Raw genomic sequence first — 21,434 nt, 5'->3', positions numbered from 1 at the left:
CTGGGCGGCATTCCGACGATGGCGGTGGTGAGGTTTACAACAAACTGATCGGATAGCTGACGATCACCCGGTTTTCATCGAACTCGTTGTTGCTGAAGTCGCGGCGAATGGTCGAGTTGCGCCATTTGACGTTGAGGTTTTTGAGCGCGCCGCTCTGCACGGTGTAACCCAGTTCGCTTTCGCGGCCCCATTCCTTGCCGTCGGTGATGGTGCCGGTGTGGACGTTGTCGCCGCTGATGTAGCGGTTCATCAGGGTCAGGCCGGGAATGCCGAGGGCAACGAAGTTGTAGTCATGCCGTACCTGCCAGGACTTTTCCTGAGCGTTGTCATAACTGGCGTTGTAACTGTCGTTGGCCAGGGTGCCGCCGCTGGTACCGTTGACCCGCATCCACGCGTTGTCGCCGGTGAGTTTTTGCAGGCCGACGTAGAAGGTGTTGCCGCCGTATTTGGCCGAGAACAGGCCCGACCAGGTCTTGTTGTCCAGCTCGCCGGCCCGGGCGCTGCCGTCATCCTTGCCGTAGAAGAAACCAAGGTTGGCGCCCAGGGTCCAGTCGCCGATGGGCTGGCTGTGGATCAGATTCACGTATTGCTGGCTGTAGATGTCCTTGAGTTCGGCATTCCACACACCGATCTGGGTGCGCTTTTCGTTGAAGACGTATTCGCCGCCCTGGAAGTTGAAACGGTCGGAGGTGAACGCTGGTTTTCCGGTCATCGACATGTCGTTCATGCTGCTGTCGTCACGCGGGCTGTTGGCGCGGAACTGACCGCCGTAGAGCGTCAGGCCGTCGATTTCCTTCGAGGTGATCTGGCCGCCACGGAAGGTTTGCGGCAGGGAACGACCGTCGTCCGAACGCAGGATCGGCAGCACCGGCATCCATTCGCCGACCTTCACTTCGGTCTGCGACAGCTTGGCCTTCAACGCCACATTGGTGCGACCGAAGTTGTCCGCCGGGCGACCGTCGTGATCCAGCGGCAACAACTGCGTACCGCCCGTGCCTTTACCGCCATCGAGTTTCACCGAGTACAGGCCCAGCACATCCATGCCGAACCCGACGGTGCCCTGAGTGAACCCGGACTTGGCGTCGAGGATGAAGCTTTGTGTCCACTCTTCTGCCTTGCCCTGGGCTTTGGTCGGGTTGGTGAAGTTGCGGTTGATGTAGAAGTTGCGCAGGTTCAGGTTGACCTTGGCACCTTCGACAAAGCCTGACTCCTCGGCCATGGCGGGCAGAGCCGTACTGGCCAGTGCAACGGCGATGAGGCTGGGGAACCAGTATTGCGTAGTGGAAGGTGTCATGTGTTCGGGTCTCTCTAGTTTTTAGGCGTGAAACGGGGCGCTGCCGCAACCGGAGGGTTGCAGACAAAAATTTGAAATCAGGGCAAAAACGAACGGGATCAGCCGGACAGGGCAGGGCGCGGGGGCATGGTGTCGAACCTGTTGTTATTGGTCTTGTGCGACGAATGGTGCGGGGGATGGGCGGGGTGATTCAATTGGGAAAAGTGGGTTTTGGGCGATTATCGAACATAAGATTGGCTGGGAATTTGTGTTGTCTGTTCCGGCCTCATCGCGAGCAGGCTCGCTCCCACAGGGGATCTGTGTTTGCCACAAATCACATGCACACAGAATGACCAATGTGGGAGCGAGCCTGCTCGCGATGAGGCCAGTCCTGGCGCCACATTTTTCCTGCAGACAACAAAAAGCCCACCAATCGGTGGGCTTCTTGTTTTACAGCGCTATCAGAACAACTTCAGCTTCGGCGCTTCTTCTTTCAACGGCTCGTTCTTCGCCGTCTGCTCGTTCCAGCCACCGCCCAGTGCCTTGTACAGATTGACGGCACTGACCAGTTGCGCCAGACGGTCGGTGATCAGTACCTGTTCCGCACTGAACAGCTGACGCTGGGCATCGAGGAAGGTCAGGTTGCTGTCGACACCAATGCGGTAACGACGCTCGGCCAGACGGTAGTAGTCCTGGTTCGCGGTGACGAAATCACGCTGGGCCTGCAACTGATCGGTGTAGGTCTGGCGAGCGGCCAGGCCATCGGCGACTTCCTGGAAGGCCGTTTGAATGGACTTCTCGTAGTTCGCCACGCCGATGTCTTTCTGGATTTTTGAATAATCCAGGCTGGCGCGCAGGCTGCCGGCGTTGAAGATCGGCAGGTTGATCTGCGGCTGGAACAGCCAGGTGCCCGAACCGCCCTTGAACAGACCGGACAGGTCCGGGCTCAGGGTCCCGGCGTTGGCCGTCAGGCTGATGCTCGGGAAGAATGCCGCCCGTGCCGCGCCGATGTTGGCGTTGGCGGCTTTCAGGTTGTATTCGGCCTGAAGGATGTCCGGACGACGTTGCAGCAAGTCCGATGGCAGACCGGCCGGCACTTCGCTCAGCAGGTCGTCAGCCAATGGCTTGGCCGCTTGCAGATTGGCCGGGACGCCAGTGCCAAGCAGCAGCACCAGGCTGTTTTCATCCTGGGCGACTTGACGGGTGTACTTGGCCATTTGCGCGCGGGCGTTTTCCACCGAGGTACGCGACTGGGCCAGGTCCAGCGCCGAGGCTACACCCACTTCGTTGCTGCGGGCGGTGAGCTTGTAGCTCTCCTCGAACGCACCGAGGGTGTTTTGGGTCAGTTTCAGCAGTTCCTTGTCGGCCTGCCAGGTCAGGTAGGCGTTGGCCACACTGGCCACCAGGCTGATCTGGGTGCTGCGGCGCGCTTCTTCGGTGGCGAAGTACTTCTGCAGCGCTTCTTCGCTCAGGCTGCGAACCCGACCGAACAGGTCGAGTTCATAGGCGCTGATGCCGACCGTGGCCGAGTAGGAACTGGTGATATCCGCTTCGCCGGTCTGCGAGGCCCGAGCCGGGACTCGCTGACGCCTGCCGGTGCCGTTGGCCGATACGGCCGGGAACAGATCGGCACGCTGGATGCGGTATTGAGCCGCGAAGGCGTCGATGTTCAGCGCCGCGACACGCAGATCACGGTTGTTTTCCAGGGCGACCTGGATCAGCTGTTGCAGCGCCGGGTCATGGAAAAACTGCTTCCAGCCCTGTTCAGCGGCAGCCTGGGCAGGCGCCTGGGCCGACGAATACGCCGGACCTTGCGGGTACTGGCCCGCCACCGGTGCTTCAGGCTGCTGATAATCGGGAATCAGCGAGCAGCCGCCGAGCACGAAGGCGGCAACAGCCAGGGAGAGTAGCGACTTGCTCATTAGCCAGCCTCTTTAGAAGGTTCAATAGCGTCGTCCTGGTCAGCGGTTTTGCGCTGCCCCATGGCCGACACGGTGACGAAAAACAGGGGGACCCAGAAGATCGCCAGGATCGTGGCCGTGAGCATACCGCCAATCACCCCGGTACCGATCGCATGTTGGCTACCCGAACCTGCACCCGTGGAAATTGCCAGTGGTACCACACCGAGGACGAAAGCGAGCGACGTCATGATGATCGGTCGCAAACGCATCCGGCAGGCTTCGACCGCGGCATCGCGCAGGCTACGCCCTTGTTCATGCAGTTCCTTGGCAAATTCGACAATCAAAATGGCGTTTTTCGCCGCCAGACCAATGGTCGTCAACAGGCCCACCTGGAAATACACGTCGTTGGACAGACCGCGCAAGCTGGTCGCCATCAGCGCACCGATGATCCCCAGCGGTACCACCAACATCACCGCAATCGGGATCGACCAGCTTTCGTACAGCGCCGCCAGACACAGGAACACCATCAGCAGCGACAGGGCGTACAACGCTGGCGCTTGCGAGCCGGACAAGCGTTCTTCGTACGACAGACCGGTCCAGGAAATACCGACACCGGCCGGCAGTTTCTTGGCCAGGGCTTCAACTTCGAGCATGGCTTCACCGGTGGAATAACCGGGTGCCGGGGCACCGAGGATTTCCATTGCTTCTACGCCGTTGTAACGCGACAGCTTCGGTGCACCGTAAATCCACTCACCCTTGGCGAACGCCGAGAACGGAACCATGGTGCCGGCTTTGTTGCGCACATACCATTTCTTCACGTCTTCAGGACTCATGCGCGCACCCGGCTGGCCTTGCACGTAAACCTTCTTCACCCGACCGCGGTCGATGAAGTCGTTGACGTAGCTACTGCCCAAGGCAATCGACAGGGTGTTGTTGATGTCGGTGAGGGTGATGCCCAGGGCACTGGCCTTCTCGTCATCGATTTCCAGCTGGTATTGCGGTTCGTCGTTCAGACCGTTCGGGCGGACCTGCGACAGCACCTTGCTCTGCGCCGCCATGCCGAGGAACTGGTTGCGAGCAGCCATCAGCTTGTCGTGACCGATACCGGCACGGTCTTGCAGGAACACGTCGAAACCGGTGGCGTTACCCAGCTCCAGCACCGCCGGCGGTGCGAATGCAAACACCATGGCGTCACGGAAGGTGAAGAAATGCTGTTGGGCACGGGCCGCGACTTTGAACACGCTGTTGTCGGCGTTACGTTCGTCCCACGGTTTGAGCATGATGAACGCCATACCCGAGCTCTGGCCACGGCCGGCGAAGTTGAAGCCGGTCACGGTAAACACCGAGGCCACCGCGTCGCCTTCACCGCCGTCCTTGCCCGGACGCAGCAGGAATTCACGCATGTCATCCACGACCACTTGCGTGCGCTGGGCACTCGAGCCGGCCGGGGTTTGCACCTGAGCAAACAATACACCCTGGTCTTCTTCCGGCAGGAACGCCGTTGGGATGCGGGTGAACAGCCAGATCATGCCGACCAGGATGATGAGGTAGGCCAGCAAGTACGGGGCCTTGTTCGCGAGCATGTTGCCCACGCCACGCTCGTAGCTTTTGACGCCACGGTCGAAATTGCGGTTGAACCAGCCGAAGAAGCCGCGTTTCGGCGCGCCGTGCTCGCCTTTCGGAATCGCCTTGAGCATGGTCGCGCAGAGCGCCGGGGTGAAGATCAGCGCGACCAGTACCGACAGGGCCATGGCCGAGACGATGGTGATCGAGAACTGCTTGTAGATCACACCGGTGGAACCGCTGAAGAACGCCATCGGCAGCAGAACCGCCGACAGCACCAGGGCAATACCGACCAGTGCACCCTGGATCTGCCCCATGGATTTCTTGGTGGCCTCCTTGGGTGACAGGCCTTCTTCGCTCATGACCCGTTCGACGTTTTCCACCACGACGATGGCGTCGTCCACCAGCAAGCCGATGGCCAGCACCATACCGAACATGGTCAGGGTGTTGATGCTGAAACCGAACGCCGCGAGGATCCCGAAGGTACCCAACAATACGACTGGCACGGTCATCGTGGTGATGACGGTGGCGCGGAAGTTTTGCAGGAACAGGAACATCACCAGGAACACCAGCACGATCGCTTCGACCAGGGTTTCAACCACACCCTTGATCGACTCGGTCACCACTGGCGTGGTGTCGTACGGGAACACCACTTCCATCCCTTCCGGGAAGAACGGCTTGAGGGTTTCGATGGTTTTGCGCAGGGCTTTTGCAGTGTCGAGGGCGTTGGCACCGTTGGCCAGTTTCACTGCCAGACCGGAGGCCGGGCTGCCGTTGAACTGGGCGCTGATCGAGTAGTTTTCACCGCCCAGACCGACATCCGCCACATCGCCGACACGCACTTGCGAGCCGTCCTTGTTGACCTTGAGCAGGATGGCCTTGAACTGCTCGGCGGTCTGCAGGCGGGTCTTGCCGATGATCGTCGCGTTCAGCTGTTGGCCTGCAACGGCAGGCAAGCCGCCGAGTTGGCCGGATGACACCTGAACGTTCTGCGCGGCGATGGCGGTTTTCACGTCCACCGGGGTCAGGTTGAAGTTATTCAACTTGGCCGGGTCGAGCCAGATCCGCATTGCGTACTGGGCACCGAAGACCTGGAAGTCACCGACACCGGCGGTCCGCGAGATCGGGTCCTGCATGTTCGACACGATGTAGTTGGACAGGTCGTCCTTGGTCATGCTGCCGTCGCGCGACACCACGCCGATCACCATCAGGAAGTTTTTCACTGCCTTGGTCACGCGGATACCCTGTTGCTGCACTTCTTGCGGCAGCAGCGGGGTGGCCAGGTTCAGTTTGTTCTGGACCTGAACCTGCGCGGTATCGGAGTTGGTGCCCTGCTCGAAGGTCGCGGTAATGGTCATGCTGCCGTCGGAGTTACTTTCCGACGAAACATAACGCAGGTTATCGATACCGTTGAGCTGTTGCTCGATCACCTGCACCACGGTGTCCTGCACGGTTTGTGCGGACGCGCCCGGGTAGGTCACCTGGATCGCAATGGCCGGAGGCGCAATGCTCGGGTATTGGTTAATCGGGAGTTTGAGGATCGATAGTGCCCCGACCAGCATGATGACCAGGGCAATTACCCAGGCAAAAATCGGACGGTCGATAAAAAATCTGGACATGGTTTACTCCCCTTGGCCGCTGGAAGCCTTGTTAGCTACCTGTGCGGGGGCCGGGTTCTTTGCGCCAACGTTAGTCGCTTCACTGGCCTTTACTTCGACGCCAGGTTTAACGAATTGCAGTCCTTCGGTGATCAGGCGATCGCCGGCCTTCAGGCCGTCTTCGATCAGCCATTGGTTGCCGACGGTGCGGCTGGCCTTGAGCTGACGCAGTTCGACCTTGTTGTCCGGACCGACGACCAGCGCGGTCGGGGTGCCTTTGAGATCGCGGGTCACGCCTTGTTGCGGGGCGAGGATCGCCGCGCTGTTCACACCGGCCTGCAATTGGGCGTGTACAAACATGCCTGGCAGCAGGGTGTGGTCAGGGTTCGGGAATACCGCACGCAAGGTCACGGAACCGGTGGTCTGGTCCACCGAGACTTCCGAGAACTCGAGGTTGCCTTCCTGTTTGTACTGGCTGCCGTCTTCGAGAGTCAGCTTGACCTTGGCCGCGTTGTCGCCGGATTTTTGCAGACGACCGCTTTCCAGTTCGCGGCGCAGCTCCAGCAGCTCTACCGAAGACTGGGTCACGTCGACGTAGATTGGGTCCAGTTGCTGAATCACTGCCATCGCGTCGACCTGACCGCTGGTGACCAGCGCGCCTTCGGTCACGGTCGAGCGGCCGATGCGGCCGGAGAGTGGCGCGTAAACCTTGGTGTAACGGACATTGATCTGGGCGCTTTGCAGCGCGGCTTCCGATTGCAACCGGTTGGCCAGGGCCGTGTCGTATTCCTGACGGCTCACAGCCTGTTCGCTGACCAACTGCTTGTAGCGATCGGAGATCGACTTGGTCTGTTGCAGGTTGGCTTCGGCGCTTTTCAGGGTGGCTTCATAAACGGCCGGATCGATCTGATACAGCTGCTGGCCGGCCTTGACGTCACCGCCTTCCTTGAACAGGCGCTTGAGAATGATGCCGTTGACCTGAGGGCGAACTTCGGCGATGCGGTACGCGCTGGTACGGCCCGGAAGCTCGGAGGTCAGGGTGAAGGCTTGAGGTTGCAGAGTAACGACGCCGACCTGAGGGGGTGGTGCGGCAGGTGCCGCCTCTTCCTTTTTGCATCCGCTGAGCAGCGATGCCAAGGCGAGGGCGGTGACCAGAGCGGTAACAGCTGGCTTGAATTGCATGAAAATCCTCGGGTCAGGCGCGCAAATTGCGCACTCGAAATGTGGAAAGGTAAAAAATGTGCGCTGAGTGGATAAGTAGCTTGCTAAGGAATATACTTACGTTCATGGTTGTTTGTAAATACCTTGGCCGCGTATCCACACCATTACAAAAGCCGTTCAAGGGTTCGAATTGTAGGCCGGGGACGATGCCCAAGAGCGCTCGCCCCACTTTTATTCAGCGGATGTTCAGACATCGCTGAAGCATCCTGATTGAGGTTGTACTGCCATGGTCCGTCGTACCAAAGAGGAAGCTCAAGAAACCCGCAGCCAGATACTGGAAGCGGCAGAAAAAGCCTTTTACGAAAGGGGCGTGGCGCGCACGACACTGGCGGATATCGCTACTCTGGCCGGGGTCACGCGCGGGGCCATCTATTGGCACTTCAGCAACAAGGCGGATCTGGTGCAGGCCATGCTTGATACCTTGCATGAGCCGCTGGATGAAATGGCCAAGGCCAGTGAAAGCGAAGATGAACTCGATCCCCTCGGCTGTATGCGCAAGCTGCTGATTCATTTGTTTCATCAAGTTGCCATGGATCCGAAAACCCGACGCATCAATGAGATTCTGTTTCATAAGTGCGAATTCACCGATGAAATGTGCGACCTGCGCCAGCAGCGCCGAGCGGTCAGCCTTGATTGCAATGTGCGAATCGCCCTGGCGCTGAGTAATGCGGTCAATCGGGGGCAGTTACCGGAAAACCTCGATACGGCCCGTGCGGCCATCAGCATTCATGCTTATATCGATGGCATCCTGTATCAGTGGCTGTTGGCACCCGACAGTTTTCAACTGCATATCGACGCAGAGCGTTGGGTCGATGCGGGATTGGACATGCTGCGCTTGAGCCCCAGCCTGCGCAAATGAAAAAAAATACGTAATGAGTTGCTTTTATATACGTACGCTCGCCAGGTTGATAGGTAGTGAGCTACCTGATTTGTAGGGATTTTGTGAGTAACCGGCGCAAAAAAGCCCCGACTCTTTCGAGTCGGGGCTTTTGTGTTTCAAGTGGGACGCTTACAACACAGGGTAGTCGATGTAGCCAACCGCGCCCTTGGAATAAAATAGTTCAGGACGTGGCTCGTTCAACGGCGCATCGGCCTTCAAACGTGCCGGCAGGTCCGGGTTGGCAATGAAAGGCACGCCGAAGGCCACCGCATCGGCCTTGCCGCTGGCCAGCCAGGCGTTGGCACTGTCCTTGGTGAAGCGTTCGTTGATGATGTACGGGCCGCCGAACGCTTCTTTCATTTGTGGACCCAGGCTGTCGCCATCTTCTCTCTCACGCGAGCAAATGAACGCGATGCCACGTTTGCCCAGTTCGCGAGCGACGTAGATGAACGTCTCGGACAGGTTGTCGTCGCCCATGTCATGGAGATCGGCGCGGGGCGACAGGTGTACACCCACGCGGCCTGCGCCCCAGACTTCGATGGCGGCATCGGTCACTTCCAGCAACAGGCGCGCACGGTTTTCCAGGGAGCCGCCGTAATTGTCTGTGCGCTGGTTGGTGCTGCTTTGCAGGAACTGGTCGAGCAGGTAACCGTTGGCGCCGTGGATTTCCACACCGTCGAAACCGGCCGCCTTGGCGTTCTCGGCACCGACGCGGTAGGCGTCGACGATGTCGGCGATTTCAGCGGTTTCCAGGGCGCGTGGGGTTGGGAAGTCGGCCAGTGGGCGAACCAGGCTGACATGACCTTTTGGCTGAATGGCGCTGGGTGCGACCGGCGCTTCACCGCCCAGGTACGACCCGTGGGAAATACGGCCGACGTGCCACAGTTGCAGGAAAATCTTGCCGCCCGCGCCGTGAATAGCCTTGGTCACATTGGCCCAGCCACGCACTTGATCGTTGGACCAGATACCCGGGGTGTCCGGGTAGCCGACGCCCATCGGCGTGACCGAAGTGGCCTCGCTGAGGATCAGGCCGGCCGAGGCGCGTTGTACGTAGTACTCGGCCATCAGCGCGTTTGGCACGCGGCCTTCGTCGGCGCGGCAGCGGGTCAGCGGCGCCATGATGATGCGGTTGGCCAACTCAAGGTCGCCCAGTTTGATCGGATCGAAAATAGTCGTCATGAAATAGCTCTCTTGTAGAGATCAGTTGGTAGCAGGAGCCAGTTCGGGATCACCGTTCTGACGGAAAGTAATCAGGGTCACCAGCAGGGCGAGAACCGCCAGCGCGGCTGCCGCGAGAGGAACACTGGTCAAGCCGAAACCGTGGGCGATGACGCTGCCACCGACCCAGGCACCCAGTGCGTTGCCGATATTGAAAGCGCCGATGTTCAGGGTCGACACCAGGTTCGGTGCGGCTTTGCCGTAGGTCACCACGTTCACTTGCAGGGCGGGCACGGCGGCAAAGCACGCGGTGGCCCAGAGGAACAGGGTTATTTCGGTCGGAATCAGCGCGACGCTGGTCCAGGTCAGTACGGTCGAGATCACGGCCATCGAGATAAAGACGCCGATCAACGTTGCGGCCATGCTTTTGTCAGCCAGCTTGCCGCCGATAATGTTGCCGACCGTCAGGCCCAGTCCGATGAGCATCAGGGTCCAGGTCACGCCTTTGGGCGAGACGCCAGTGACATCGCCGAGCAGCGGGGCGACATAGGTGAACAGGGTGAATACGGAAGCTGCGAATAACGCGGTCATGCTCAACGACAGCCAGATCCCGGCGCCTTTGAGGGCACGCAGTTCGGCGCGCATGTCGAGTTTCTCTTCATCACGCTTGGCCGGCAGGAAGCGGATCAGGCCGATCAACGCGATCACACCAATCACGGTCACCGCCCAGAAGGTCGAACGCCAGCCGGCTTCCTGACCGAGCGCGGTGCCCAGCGGAACGCCGAGCACGTTGGCCAGGGTCAGGCCGGTGAACATCAGGGCCACGGCCGAAGCACGTTTGTTTGCAGGCACCAGACCTGCCGCCACCACCGAACCAATGCCGAAGAACGCACCGTGGCAGAGGGCGGTCACCACACGGGCAAACATCAGCACGTTGTAGTCGGTGGCCATTGCACAGAGCAGGTTGCCGACGATGAAAATCCCCATCAACGCTACCAGCGCGGCCTTGCGCGGCAATCGAGAGGTGGCCAGTGCCATGAACGGCGCACCGATGGCCACGCCCAGGGCGTAACCGGTCACCAGCCAGCCAGCGCCGGGGATCGACACACCGAGGTCGGCCGCCACATCGGGCAGCAAGCCCATGATGACGAACTCGGTGGTGCCGATGGCGAAGGCGCTCAAGGCCAGAATGAGTAGCGAGAGGGGCATTGTTGATTCCTTGTCGGCTTGCTGACGTTAAGGGTCAGAGCTCTTTGCTGAAGGTGCTGAGGAACTCCTGAATGGTTTCCTCATTGCGTTTGAAAAAGTGCCACTGGCCGACTTTGCGGCTGCTGATCAGGCCGGCGCGTTGCAGGGTTGCCAGGTGTGCAGACACCGTGGACTGCGACAAACCGCAACGTTGATCGATCTGCCCGGCACAGACACCGTGCTCGTTGCTGTGGGACTGGTCGGGGAATTCGACGGTCGGGTCTTTGAGCCAGTGCAGGATTTCTCGCCGTACTGGGTGTGCCAGGGCTTTTATTATTTCGTCGAGATTAATGGTCATGTGTTGGGCTCGTGATGAGTAAAACGCTATATCGCGATGAGGCGAACTTTAAATCGGTACTTCGCGATATACCAATATGATTTTGGTCTGATGACCGAGTAATTCGGTATATCGAGTTATAACGATATGCTGGGTGTAACGATGCAAAGGTGCAGTGCTAAGCTGCGTGCATGAATTATCTCGCACATCTGCACCTCGGTGGCCAGCGCCCCGGTCAATTGCTCGGCAGTCTGTATGGCGATTTCGTCAAAGGGCGGCTGCAAGGGCAGTTCGATCCGGAGATCGAAGCGGCCATCCAGCTGCATCGAAGCATCGATGTCTTTACCGACCGCCATCCGTTGGTGGACGTTTCGTTGTCACGGTTTTCCATGACCCGCCGGCGTTACGCCGGGATCGTGCTTGACGTGTTTTTCGACCATTGCCTGGCCCGGGACTGGACGCTTTATTCGGATCAGCCACTGGAGCAGTTCACTTCAGGTGTGTACCGGGTGCTGTCCGCCGAGGCGCAATTGCCCGAACGTCTGGCGCAGATCGCGCCGCACATGGTGGCCAATGACTGGTTGGGTTCTTATCGAGAATTTGCGGTGCTTGAGCAAGTGCTGCGAGGGATTTCACGGAGATTGACGCGGCCTGAGGAGCTGGCCGCAGCGATGCAGGAATTGCGGGTGTTGTATGAACCGTTGAGCGATGACTTCAGATTGTTCTATCCACAACTTCAGGAGTTTGCCCAAAACTACCCAACAACATAGACCCCCTGTAGGAGTGAGCCTGCTCGCGATAGCGGTTTATCATCCAACACCTATGTCGATAGATATACCGCTATCGCGAGCAGGCTCACTCCTACAGGGGATAGGTGTTCAGGCCGCGATTGCGGGGCGCATAGGCTCCCGCTGTTTCTCTGGGATTGCCCCGAACAACGCCTTCTGCACCGCCTGCTGTGCTTCAAACGCCAATGCCGCACGCTCCCGACCTTCACAAGCAATCGGTTTGAGCAAATGAATCTCCACCTCACCCCGATCATGGGCAAACAAGCGCATCAAGTGCGAGAGCAAATCATCATCGCCAATGAACGGCGCCAGCGAATCGAGCTCTCCGTCGCGCAGATAACGAATCGCCACCGGCTGCAACTTCACTTCGGAGTCGATCGCCGCAGACAGCAGGCGACCATGAAACGTGCGCAACGAACGGCCATCAGTGGTGGTGCCTTCCGGGAACATCAGCAGCGGATGCTCCTGTTCCAGATGACGGGTCATCTGTTTGCGAATCAATTGGCTGTCACCTGAACCGCGACGGATAAACAGGCTTCCGGCCTTGGCCGCCAACCAGCCCGCCACCGGCCAGGTACGCACTTCGGCCTTGGACAGGAATGACAGCGGCGTGAGCATGCCCAGCAGTGGAATGTCGGTCCAGGACACGTGGTTGCTGACCCAGAGCATCGGCGCCTTCGGCAACTCACCATGCACGGTCACGCGAAAGGGCAGGGCATTGCTCAGGCGCGCCATGAAAAATCGCGACCAGCGTTGGCGGCGGACCATCGAATGAGCAATCCCCAAACGCTCGAACAGCCCGAACACACTGGCCATGCTCAAACCCAACGTCACCACCACCAACACTCGCGCAATTCGCGCGTACACCCGTAACCGACTCATCACACGGCCGCCTTGAAGTGCTTGGCATAACGCGGGCAGAGTTCGTCGCGCTTGAGCAGGATGAACACGTCGGCGACCTGGAAATCTTCATCCCAGCACGGCTCGCCGCAGATCTTCGCGCCAAGACGCATGTAGGCCTTGAGCAGCGGTGGCATTTCGGCGATGACGTTGGACGGGATGTCGAGGCTCGGAAGGGGCTTTTTCGGTTCGGCCCGCAGGTGTTCCGTGCACAGATAACGTTCGCGCAGGCGCTGCATGATCGCGTGGGCCTGGATGCCACCGTCCTGCATCGGGATGCTCGCGCAACCCATCAAGTAGCTGTAGCCACCCTGGTTCAGCACTTCGGCCAGTTCGCCCCAGAGTACGGCGATGGTGCCGCCGTTGCGGTAGGCCGGGTCGACGCAAGTGCGGCCGATCTCCAGGATCGGGCCTTTGAGATGGACCAGGCCATGCAGGCTGAATTCTTCTTCGCTGTAGAACTTGCCCAGGCTGCTGGCGGCCGTGTGGTCGAGCAAACGGGTGGTCGCCACCAGACGCCCGGTGTTCAAGTCACGCACGCCGATGTGGGCGCAGTGAACATCATAATCATCCATGTCCAGACCCAGCTCGGCGCCTTTCAGTTTGGCGTTGAATTCGCCGCTGAACACGTTGAAGCGCAGGGCCTGGGCTTCCTGCAAGGCCTCGGCGCCCACCAGGCGTTCGGCTTGCAGGCGGCGTTCATTGCCGGTGTCGCTGATGCGGGCGATCTGAGTCATTGCGAATCTCCGTACGGGCCGGTCACCCGTCGTGGGTTGCAGCCGATCGACTTTCTTTATGCAGCCGTGTTGTGCAAAGTCAGGCTATGTAGCCCCGGTGTCATCGCCATGAAGCTTTGGTGATGCTTATATGACAGCCCACGAGGAGCCTCTTATGCCCTGGCAAAACCTGCTGCGCCGCCGCGATCGTCTGCCCGCCAACCCGGACCTGGGCGAGGGGTTCGCAACCTTGTTGCACCAGTTGGGCAACGTCACACCCTTCGAACTGGCGGTGGCCGGCGGGCGTTTGATGTCGACGCCGGGCCTGGCGTTTCTGGTGGGTTATCAGGCGGCGTTGCGCATGCTCTGGCCGAGCGCGCCGCTGAGCCTCGGCGCCTTGTGCGCGACCGAACAGCGCAGCCTGCGGGTGACGGACATGCAGACCCGTCTGCACGATTTGCGTCTGAGCGGGCGCAAGGATTTTGTCACCGCAGGCGATGCCGCCGATTGGCTGCTGATCGCTGCTCGCAGTGAAGCCCCCGATGAAAAACCGCGCCTGAGTCTGGCGGTGGTCTATCCCGATGAACCGGGCGTGCGTCTGGAGAAACTACCGGCGATCCCGTTGATGCCAGACATCAGCCATGGCCGGCTGTTTCTCGATAACGCTCAGTGCGAACTGTTGGCGGGGGATGGCTGGGATGCTTACATCAAACCGTTCCGCACCCTTGAAGACATTTACGTTCTGAGCGCGATGACCGCCTGGCTGTACGGCATCGGTCAGGACAGCGACTGGCCGCAAGCCTTGCAACTGCGTTTGCTGGCGCTGCTGGCCGGGTGTGCGGAAGTCAGCCGGCAGGCGCCGAATAATCCGTCCGGGCATGTGTTGCTCGGTGGCTTGTTTGCGCAGTTCGATGGGCTGAAGGCTGAGGTGGCTCAAGCACTGGCCGATGGCCCGCCGCATTGGGCGGTGATGTGGCAGCGCGATCAGGGCGTGATGGATTTGGCGGCGGGTGCGCGGGGGAAGCGGTTGGCCAAGGCACTTTCTTCGCTGGATTGACCGGCCCCATCGCGAGCAAGCTCGCTCCCACATTGGATCTGCGTTGTACACACCCTGTGGGAGCGAGCTTGCTCGCGATGGCGGCCTCATGTGCGCCGCAAATTTCAAAACTGTCATCAACCTCAACTAGGCTCAGCAGGTTCATCCCTCCGAGCCCCCACCATGTTCAAAGGCTTGTCCCTGATTTTCGGGCTGTTGCTCAGCCTCACGGCCCACGCCGAATACTGGCCTGCCGAGCAATGGCCGACCGGCCCGACAGTCACCGGGCCGGCGCTTCAAGCGCTGGAGACTTACGCCTTCCCGCCTCGCGATGAAATTACCCGAAAAGGCATCCGCACCGATGCCTTGCTGGTGATCCGCGACGGTCAATTGATCTACGAGCGCTACGCCGGCCCGACCACCGCCGACACTCCGCACCTGACCTGGTCCATCAGCAAAAGCCTGATAGCCGCGGTCCTCGGCGTGGCCTATGGCGAAGGTCTGTTCAAGCTCCAGGACCCGGTGCAGAAATTTTATCCACCGCTGGAAAAGCACCCGACGATGACCATGGCCGATCTGTTGCATTGGGCCTCGGGTCTGGACTGGCAGGAAGACTATGAATACGCGCCGTTGAAATCCTCGGTAGTCGCGATGCTCTACACCCGTGGTCACCCGGACATGGCCGCGTTCACCGTCGATCACGGTGAATATGCCAAGCCCGGTCAGGCATTCCGTTACTCCAGCGGTGACAGCAATCTGTTGTCCGCCGCGCTGAAAAACATCGTCGGCCCGACTCGCTATCCAGATTATCCATGGACTGCTCTGTTCGAACCCTTGGGGATTCGCCACGCCGTCTGGGAAAGCGATGCCCCAGGAACCTTCGTCGCTTCGTCCTACGCCTATCTCACTGCCCGGGACCTCGCGCGAGTCGGGCTGTTGATGGCCCGCGACGGTCGTTGGGGCGAGCGACAATTGCTGCCCAAGGACTGGGTCGCCTTCAACCGCGAACCTTTCGCCGGCTATCAAGCCAATCAAGACGACGCCGTGCCCGGCGGCCATTGGTGGCTTAACCGCGCGGTGGAAGGCGCGGCAAAACCCTGGTCCGATGCACCCGACGACACCTTCGCCGCGCTGGGCCATTGGGGTCAGGCGATGTACGTGATTCCCAGCGAAAACCTGGTGATCGTGCGCTACGGCGATGACCGCGACGGCAGCTACCGGCACAACGATTTACTCAAGCTCGCGCTCAAGGCATTTGCCGCGAAGGGGCAGCCATGAAGCGTCGCAGCTTTGTTCGTCGCCGACCGTTCAGCACGCTGTTGATGATCCTGCTGGTCGCCTTGCTCGTCTGGACCTGGCAGGAGCGCGTGGCGCTGTGGGCATTCCCGGACATCATCAGCAGCTACACCGCCAAGGAGTATTGTTCGTGCCGTTACGTGATGAACAACCCGGCCGAGTATTGCCACGGCTATGTGAAGCAGTGGCTGCCGACCAGTGGCTTTACTGATGACGCCGCCAGCAAGCGCGTTACCGTCAGCGGCATGGGCCGCAGCAACAGCGCGCGATGGGTCGGCGAACGCCAAGGCTGCCGTCTGAATCCCTGAAGCACCACCGTTCTTGTAGCAGCTGCCGAAGGCTGCGTTCGGCTGCGCAGCAGTCGCCAATCCAGCCACCTCGTTCTCCCTGTAAAACCGCAGCGCCTGATTTCACGACTGCTACGCCGCCGAACGCAGCCTTCGGCGGCTGCTACACAAGTTTGCAATTGGCTCAGGGGCGGTTAAGGTTCGTGCAGGTTTATCTGCCCCACGAGTCTCTATGTTCAACCGCTTCCTCTGCAAAACCCTCGCCTTCCTGCTGCTGGCCGGTGCCACGCTGTCGGCCCACGCCGATTGGTATCTGGATGGCGAGTCCTCGCGGCTGTCATTCATCAGCACCAAAAACACCAATATCTCCGAAGTGCAGCGCTTTCTGGTGCTGCACGGTAAGGTCGATCCCAAAGGCCTGGCCGAGGTGGAAGTCGAGATGGACTCGGTCAACAGTGGCATCCCGTTGCGCGATGAACGCATGCGCAAGGACCTGTTTGAAATCCAGACTTTCCCCGAAGCACTGATCACCGCGCAGATTGATCTACGCCCGATCAACGATCTGGCGCCCGGCGCGCAACTTGAATTGCGCCTGCCGCTGACCGTCAACCTCCATGGCAAACAACACGAATACAACGCCGAACTGCTGGCAACCCGTCTCGATGACCGACGCTTCCAGGTGGTGACCCTCGAACCGCTGATCATCAATGCCGCGGATTTTGACCTGGCCCCCGGCCTGGAAAGTTTGCGCAAGGTCGCCGGTTTGTCGGCCATCAGTCTGTCGGTGCCGGTGGGTGCGGTACTGATTTTCACGGCGCGCTGACATGGCCGGTGCGATTTTTCCCTGGCGTGAAGGCAACCGTTTTGAACTGCTGATCGACGGTCCGCAGTTCTTCCCCCGCATGTTGGTCGCGATTGCCCGCGCCGAAGAGCAGGTCGAACTGGAGCTGTACCTGGTGGAGGCGGGTGCTTGTGCCGAGGCGATGGTTCAGGCATTGGTCCAGGCTGCCGAACGTGGGGTGCGCGTGCGCTGCCTGTTCGATGATTACGGCAGCCTCGCGTTCACCCTGACCTTGCGCCAGCGATTGATGGCGGCGGGCGTGGAGCTGCGTTTCTACAATCGCCTGAGTTGGCGGCGTTGGGTGGGCAACTTCTACCGCGATCATCGCAAGCTGTTGCTGGTCGATCAGAGCATGGCCGTGGTGGGCGGCACCGGGGTGACCGATGAATTCTGGACACCGGGCGAAGACACCAGCGAATGGCACGAAGTGATGGTGGAAATCACCGGTCCCTTGGTCATCGACTGGCAGTTGCTGTTCGACCGCCAATGGATCGCCAACCGCCATCGGCGCGCCTGGAAACCTGCTTCGCATTTCGGCTTGCCGCGTCTGCCACGCGTGCCGTCCATGGGCGAAGGCATGGGCCGGGTCGCCTATGCCGACGCCCGCCAGCACCGGGATATCCTGCAATCATTGATTCGCGCGCTGAACAGCGGCCAGCGGCGGATCTGGCTGGCGACGCCGTATTTCCTGCCGACCTGGAAAGTCCGTCGCTCACTGCGCCGGGCCGCCGCCCGAGGTGTCGATGTGCGCCTGCTGCTGACCGGGCCGCGCACCGATCACCCGTCGGTGCGCTACGCCGGGCATCGCTACTACCCGCGATTGCTCAAGGCCGGGGTGCAGATCTTCGAATACCAGCCGTGTTTCCTGCATTTGAAAATGGTCCTGATCGACGACTGGGTGAGCATCGGCTCGTGCAATTTCGATCACTGGAATCTGCGCTTCAACCTGGAAGCCAACCTTGAGGCGCTGGACCCGGGGTTGACGCGTGCGGTGGCGGCAAGTTTCGAGAGGGACTTTGCGCAGAGCCTGGAAGTCAGCCTGGAAGCATGGCAACGCCGGCCGCTGTGGCGGCGGGTGAAGCAAAGGGTTTGGGGATGGGTGGATCGGCTGGTGGTGAATCTGCTGGATCGACGAGGATAACCGCCACAACCTAAAACCAAATGTAGGAGTGAGCCTGCTCGCGATGGCGTCATGTCATTCAGCATTGATCTAGCCGATAGACCGCTATCGCGAGCAGGCTCACTCCTACAGGGTTTTATGTGTTGCCTGAAAATTACAACAGTTCAAAGCTCTGCTGAGTCACGTCCTGCGAATCCAGGCCGATCTCCACGTTGAACTTGCCCGGTTCTGCCGCGTACTTGAGCTGGGTGTTGAAGAACTTCAGGTCATCCTCGGTGATGGTGAAGTGCACGACTTTCTGTTCGCCGGCCTTCAGCGTGATTTTCTGGAAGTTCTTCAGTTCCTTGAGCGGACGGATCATCGAGCCGGTCACGTCCTGGATGTACAACTGCACCACGGTTTCGCCGTCGCGCTTGCCGGTGTTTTTCACCATGACGCTGGCGTCGAGCTTGCCGGTTTTGTTCAGTGTGGTCGACGACAGCGCCATGTCGCTCAGGCTGAAATCGGTGTAGCTCAGGCCGAAACCAAACGGGAACAGGGGACCTGTGGTGTCATCGAAATACTGCGAGGTGTAGTTGCCCGGTTTGCCCGGCGTGAACGGCCGGCCAATGCTCAGGTGGTTGTAGTAGGTCGGAATCTGGCCTACCGAACGCGGGAAAGTGATCGGCAGTTTGCCCGACGGGTTGTAGTCGCCGAACAGCACGTCGGCGATGGCGTTGCCGCCCTCGGTGCCGCTGAACCAGGTTTCCAGAATCGCGTCAGCCTGTTCCTTCTCTTCGAGAATCGTCAGCGGACGGCCGTTCATCAACACCAGCACCAACGGTTTGCCGGTAGCTTTCAGGGCCTTGATCAAGTCACGCTGGTTGGCCGGGATGTTCAGGTCGGTGCGGCTCGACGATTCGTGGGACATGCCACGGGATTCGCCCACTGCTGCCACCACCACATCGGCATCCTTGGCGGCTTTCACGGCTTCGTCGATCAGCTCTTGGGCCGAACGCGGATCATCCACCACTTCCGGTGCGTCGAAGTTGAGGAAGTTCAGGTAATCCAGCACCTTCTTGTCGCTGGTGATGTTGGCGCCGCGAGCGTAGATCAGCGTCGATTGCGCGCCCAGTGCAGTGGTCATGCCGTCGAACAGGGTCACCGATTGCGCGGGTTTGCCGGCGGCGGCCCAGCTGCCCATCATGTCGATCGGTGCCTTGGCCAGCGGACCGACCAAGGCGATTTTCGCGGTTTTCTTCAGCGGCAGGGTTTCGCCCTGGTTCTTCAGCAACACCATGCTGCGGCGCGCAACATCACGGGCCTCGGCGCGGTGCAGGCGATTTTCGGCGTAGGTGTCGGCCGGGTCATCCTCAGCCTTGCCGATGCGCAGGTACGGGTCCTTGAACAGGCCCATGTCGTACTTGGCGGCGAGCACTTCACGCACCGCGTTGTCGATGTCGCTTTGCTGGATCTCACCCGCCTTCAACAGCCCCGGCAGCTCTTTGCCGTAGAGGGTGTCGTTCATGCTCATGTCGATGCCGGCCTTGATCGCCAGCTTCGCGGCTTCGCGACCGTCACGGGCAACGCCGTGTTTGATCAGCTCGAAAATCGCCCCGTGGTCGCTGACGGCCAGGCCTTTGAAGCCCCATTGCTTGCGCAACAGGTCGTTCATCAGCCAGGTGTTGGCGGTGGCCGGTACGCCGTTGATCGAGTTCAGCGCGACCATTACCCCGCCAGCACCGGCGTCGATGGCGGCGCGGTACGGTGGCAGGTAGTCCTGGAACATCTTGACCGGGCTCATGTCGACGACGTTGTAGTCGCGACCGCCCTCGACCGCGCCGTACAGGGCAAAGTGCTTGACGCTGGCCATGATGCTGTCGGCCGCGTTCGCGCCCGTGCCCTGGAAGGCTTTGACCATCACGCCGGCGATGCGCGATACCAGGTACGTGTCTTCACCGAAGCCTTCGGACGTCCGGCCCCAGCGCGGGTCGCGGGAGATGTCGACCATCGGTGCGAAGGTGATGTCGAGGCTGTCCGCCGCGGCTTCCTTGGCGGCGATGCGCCCGGACAGGCCGATGGCGTCCATGTCCCAGCTCGAGGCCAGGGCAATCGGGATCGGGAAAATGGTGCGGTGGCCGTGGATCACGTCATAGGCGAAGAACATCGGGATCTTCAGCCGGCTGCGCATGGCCGCGTCCTGCATCGGACGGTTTTCCGGGCGGGTGATCGAGTTGAACGTGCCACCGATGTTGCCGGCGGCGATTTCCTTGCGGATCAGCTCCCGCGGCATTTCCGGGCCGATGCTGATCAGGCGCAACTGGCCGATCTTTTCATCGAGGGTCATCTGCTTCATCAGGTTGCTGATGAACGCGTCCTTGTTTTCCAGAGGTGCGGGCGTCGCGGCGGCCAATACGTTATGACTGGCCAGGCTGACGAACAGGCCCAGCAAACACAGCTTCTTCATGAATAGTTTTCTCAAAAGCCTAAACGGCAGTGAACACGCGCCGGTCAGCCAAAATTTAGGGAGCGACTATTGTTGTTCAGGTAAATGCAGCACACTTCTGCGTGTTTTTTGCGCTGGGGCATCTTTTAGCCCATTGGCTCGATGCAATCCAGTGGTGGCCGCAGATTATGCCCCAAGAGCCGGGTTCAAAGTTCGTAGGTTGTTTTTCAACGGAATGTGCAAGGGAGCGTCAACCAGATGAATGTACGACACCACTATCGGTCGAGCCTGCAGGTTGCAGCCTTGATGTTGCTGACCACACTGCTGGCCGGTTGCGGCATCAACACGATCCCGACCCTCGACGAACAGGCCAAGGCTGCCTGGGGCCAGGTGCAGAACCAGTACCAGCGCCGCGCCGACCTGATTCCCAACCTGGTGGAAACCGTCAAGGGCTACGCCAAGCACGAAGAAGAAACCCTGACCGCCGTGATTGAAGCCCGGGCCAAGGCTACTTCGATCCAGGTCGATGCCAGGACCCTGGATAACCCGGAAAAACTCAAGCAGTTCCAGCAGGCCCAGGATCAGTTGACCGGAGCCTTGAGCCGTTTGATGGTGGTGTCCGAGCGTTACCCGGACCTCAAGGCCAACCAGAATTTCCTGGCGTTGCAATCGCAACTTGAAGGCACCGAGAACCGCATCGCTGTGGCGCGTCGTGACTTCATCCTCGCCGTGCAGAAATACAACACGGAAATCCGTACCTTCCCCGGTCGCCTGTGGCACAGCGTGATGTACAGCGATTTGCCGATCCGCGAAACCTTCGAGGCCACCAGCCCCGATGCGGAAAAAGCGCCTCAAGTGAAGTTCCAGTAAGCGCCGCGAGGGGCTTGAAGCATCACCAAGGATGAG

The 21,434-nt window shown here is 60.1% G+C and carries 18 protein-coding genes; 8 read left to right on the top strand and 10 right to left on the bottom strand.

From position 1 onward, the window contains the following. Positions 1-34: 34 nt before the first annotated feature. The 4 genes from VD17_RS22910 to emhA form a co-directional block, all read right to left on the bottom strand. Positions 35-1,294: an OprD family porin gene (locus tag VD17_RS22910; protein ID WP_046055785.1), complete on the bottom strand. Its 1,260-nt coding sequence runs from the start codon at positions 1,292-1,294 to the stop codon at positions 35-37. A 440-nt stretch (positions 1,295-1,734) separates the two neighbouring features. Further along, complete coding sequence (gene emhC, locus VD17_RS22905) at positions 1,735-3,195, bottom strand: efflux RND transporter outer membrane subunit EmhC (RefSeq protein WP_046055784.1); 1,461 nt, start codon at positions 3,193-3,195, stop codon at positions 1,735-1,737. Continuing rightward, entirely contained in the window at positions 3,195-6,356 is a 3,162-nt protein-coding gene (gene emhB / locus VD17_RS22900; protein ID WP_046055783.1) for an efflux RND transporter permease subunit EmhB, read from the bottom strand. The genes emhC and emhB overlap by 1 nt, the downstream gene beginning before the upstream one ends. 3 nt (positions 6,357-6,359) lie before the next feature. After that, a complete protein-coding gene (gene emhA / locus VD17_RS22895) occupies positions 6,360-7,517 on the bottom strand; it encodes an efflux RND transporter periplasmic adaptor subunit EmhA (protein WP_046055782.1) in 1,158 nt (385 codons plus the stop codon). 265 nt (positions 7,518-7,782) lie between these two features. Here emhA and emhR point away from each other — a divergent pair, with 265 nt between their 5' ends. Further along, the gene (gene emhR, locus VD17_RS22890; protein ID WP_046055781.1) at positions 7,783-8,415 is read left to right on the top strand and encodes an efflux system transcriptional repressor EmhR; all 633 of its coding nucleotides are present in this window, start codon (positions 7,783-7,785) and stop codon (positions 8,413-8,415) included. A gap of 150 nt (positions 8,416-8,565) precedes the next feature. Here the strand turns inward: emhR and VD17_RS22885 are convergent, their stop codons facing one another. The 3 genes from VD17_RS22885 to VD17_RS22875 are packed head-to-tail and all read right to left on the bottom strand — an operon-like array spanning position 8,566 to position 11,140. Continuing rightward, positions 8,566-9,615 carry an alkene reductase gene (locus VD17_RS22885; protein WP_046055780.1) on the bottom strand — a complete coding sequence of 350 codons (1,050 nt, stop codon included), beginning with the start codon at positions 9,613-9,615 and terminating at the stop codon, positions 8,566-8,568. Positions 9,616-9,636: 21 nt separating this feature from the next. Then, positions 9,637-10,803: an MFS transporter gene (locus tag VD17_RS22880; protein ID WP_046055779.1), complete on the bottom strand. Its 1,167-nt coding sequence runs from the start codon at positions 10,801-10,803 to the stop codon at positions 9,637-9,639. Between the two features lie 34 nt (positions 10,804-10,837). Then, a complete protein-coding gene (locus tag VD17_RS22875; RefSeq protein WP_033060920.1) occupies positions 10,838-11,140 on the bottom strand; it encodes an ArsR/SmtB family transcription factor in 303 nt (100 codons plus the stop codon). Positions 11,141-11,310: 170 nt separating this feature from the next. On the opposite strand from VD17_RS22875, the gene VD17_RS22870 reads away from it, so the two are divergent. Beyond that, positions 11,311-11,889 carry an ACP phosphodiesterase gene (locus VD17_RS22870; RefSeq protein WP_046055778.1) on the top strand — a complete coding sequence of 193 codons (579 nt, stop codon included), beginning with the start codon at positions 11,311-11,313 and terminating at the stop codon, positions 11,887-11,889. Between the two features lie 108 nt (positions 11,890-11,997). Here the strand turns inward: VD17_RS22870 and VD17_RS22865 are convergent, their stop codons facing one another. Further along, positions 11,998-12,789: a lysophospholipid acyltransferase family protein gene (locus tag VD17_RS22865; RefSeq protein ID WP_046055777.1), complete on the bottom strand. Its 792-nt coding sequence runs from the start codon at positions 12,787-12,789 to the stop codon at positions 11,998-12,000. After that, positions 12,789-13,544: an L-ornithine N(alpha)-acyltransferase gene (gene olsB / locus VD17_RS22860; protein WP_008152922.1), complete on the bottom strand. Its 756-nt coding sequence runs from the start codon at positions 13,542-13,544 to the stop codon at positions 12,789-12,791. Before olsB ends, VD17_RS22865 begins: the two co-directional genes overlap by 1 nt. A gap of 154 nt (positions 13,545-13,698) precedes the next feature. Between olsB and VD17_RS22855 the strand changes: the two genes are divergently transcribed. The 5 genes from VD17_RS22855 (at position 13,699) to VD17_RS22835 (ending at position 18,124) form a co-directional block, all read left to right on the top strand. After that, entirely contained in the window at positions 13,699-14,580 is an 882-nt protein-coding gene (locus VD17_RS22855; RefSeq protein WP_046055776.1) for an acyl-CoA dehydrogenase family protein, read from the top strand. A gap of 162 nt (positions 14,581-14,742) precedes the next feature. Continuing rightward, complete coding sequence (locus VD17_RS22850; RefSeq protein ID WP_046055775.1) at positions 14,743-15,837, top strand: serine hydrolase domain-containing protein; 1,095 nt, start codon at positions 14,743-14,745, stop codon at positions 15,835-15,837. Beyond that, positions 15,834-16,163: a hypothetical protein gene (locus tag VD17_RS22845; protein WP_046055774.1), complete on the top strand. Its 330-nt coding sequence runs from the start codon at positions 15,834-15,836 to the stop codon at positions 16,161-16,163. Before VD17_RS22850 ends, VD17_RS22845 begins: the two co-directional genes overlap by 4 nt. A 211-nt stretch (positions 16,164-16,374) precedes the next feature. Further along, the gene (locus tag VD17_RS22840) at positions 16,375-16,965 is read left to right on the top strand and encodes a YceI family protein (protein WP_046055773.1); all 591 of its coding nucleotides are present in this window, start codon (positions 16,375-16,377) and stop codon (positions 16,963-16,965) included. 1 nt (position 16,966) lies between these two features. Further along, positions 16,967-18,124: a phospholipase D-like domain-containing protein gene (locus tag VD17_RS22835; RefSeq protein WP_046055772.1), complete on the top strand. Its 1,158-nt coding sequence runs from the start codon at positions 16,967-16,969 to the stop codon at positions 18,122-18,124. A 133-nt stretch (positions 18,125-18,257) separates the two neighbouring features. Here the strand turns inward: VD17_RS22835 and bglX are convergent, their stop codons facing one another. Further along, positions 18,258-20,549: a beta-glucosidase BglX gene (bglX, locus tag VD17_RS22830; RefSeq protein WP_046055771.1), complete on the bottom strand. Its 2,292-nt coding sequence runs from the start codon at positions 20,547-20,549 to the stop codon at positions 18,258-18,260. A 237-nt stretch (positions 20,550-20,786) separates the two neighbouring features. On the opposite strand from bglX, the gene VD17_RS22825 reads away from it, so the two are divergent. Further along, positions 20,787-21,398, top strand: a complete 612-nt coding sequence (locus tag VD17_RS22825) for a LemA family protein (RefSeq protein ID WP_046055770.1) — start codon at positions 20,787-20,789, stop codon at positions 21,396-21,398. Positions 21,399-21,434 lie beyond the last annotated feature (36 nt).

The sequence above is a fragment of the Pseudomonas fluorescens genome, from assembly GCF_000968015.1.
Classification (GTDB): Bacteria; Pseudomonadota; Gammaproteobacteria; order Pseudomonadales; family Pseudomonadaceae; genus Aquipseudomonas; species Aquipseudomonas fluorescens_W.
This window is presented reverse-complemented; position numbering and strand designations above follow the sequence as displayed.

Coding starts and splice junctions, on each gene's coding strand:
- VD17_RS22910 (WP_046055785.1), bottom strand. CDS start 1,294: ATGACACCTTCCACTACGCAATACTGGTTCCCCAGCCTCATCGCCGTT.
- emhC (WP_046055784.1), bottom strand. CDS start 3,195: ATGAGCAAGTCGCTACTCTCCCTGGCTGTTGCCGCCTTCGTGCTCGGC.
- emhB (WP_046055783.1), bottom strand. CDS start 6,356: ATGTCCAGATTTTTTATCGACCGTCCGATTTTTGCCTGGGTAATTGCC.
- emhA (WP_046055782.1), bottom strand. CDS start 7,517: ATGCAATTCAAGCCAGCTGTTACCGCTCTGGTCACCGCCCTCGCCTTG.
- emhR (WP_046055781.1), top strand. CDS start 7,783: ATGGTCCGTCGTACCAAAGAGGAAGCTCAAGAAACCCGCAGCCAGATA.
- VD17_RS22885 (WP_046055780.1), bottom strand. CDS start 9,615: ATGACGACTATTTTCGATCCGATCAAACTGGGCGACCTTGAGTTGGCC.
- VD17_RS22880 (WP_046055779.1), bottom strand. CDS start 10,803: ATGCCCCTCTCGCTACTCATTCTGGCCTTGAGCGCCTTCGCCATCGGC.
- VD17_RS22875 (WP_033060920.1), bottom strand. CDS start 11,140: ATGACCATTAATCTCGACGAAATAATAAAAGCCCTGGCACACCCAGTA.
- VD17_RS22870 (WP_046055778.1), top strand. CDS start 11,311: ATGAATTATCTCGCACATCTGCACCTCGGTGGCCAGCGCCCCGGTCAA.
- VD17_RS22865 (WP_046055777.1), bottom strand. CDS start 12,789: ATGAGTCGGTTACGGGTGTACGCGCGAATTGCGCGAGTGTTGGTGGTG.
- olsB (WP_008152922.1), bottom strand. CDS start 13,544: ATGACTCAGATCGCCCGCATCAGCGACACCGGCAATGAACGCCGCCTG.
- VD17_RS22855 (WP_046055776.1), top strand. CDS start 13,699: ATGCCCTGGCAAAACCTGCTGCGCCGCCGCGATCGTCTGCCCGCCAAC.
- VD17_RS22850 (WP_046055775.1), top strand. CDS start 14,743: ATGTTCAAAGGCTTGTCCCTGATTTTCGGGCTGTTGCTCAGCCTCACG.
- VD17_RS22845 (WP_046055774.1), top strand. CDS start 15,834: ATGAAGCGTCGCAGCTTTGTTCGTCGCCGACCGTTCAGCACGCTGTTG.
- VD17_RS22840 (WP_046055773.1), top strand. CDS start 16,375: ATGTTCAACCGCTTCCTCTGCAAAACCCTCGCCTTCCTGCTGCTGGCC.
- VD17_RS22835 (WP_046055772.1), top strand. CDS start 16,967: ATGGCCGGTGCGATTTTTCCCTGGCGTGAAGGCAACCGTTTTGAACTG.
- bglX (WP_046055771.1), bottom strand. CDS start 20,549: ATGAAGAAGCTGTGTTTGCTGGGCCTGTTCGTCAGCCTGGCCAGTCAT.
- VD17_RS22825 (WP_046055770.1), top strand. CDS start 20,787: ATGAATGTACGACACCACTATCGGTCGAGCCTGCAGGTTGCAGCCTTG.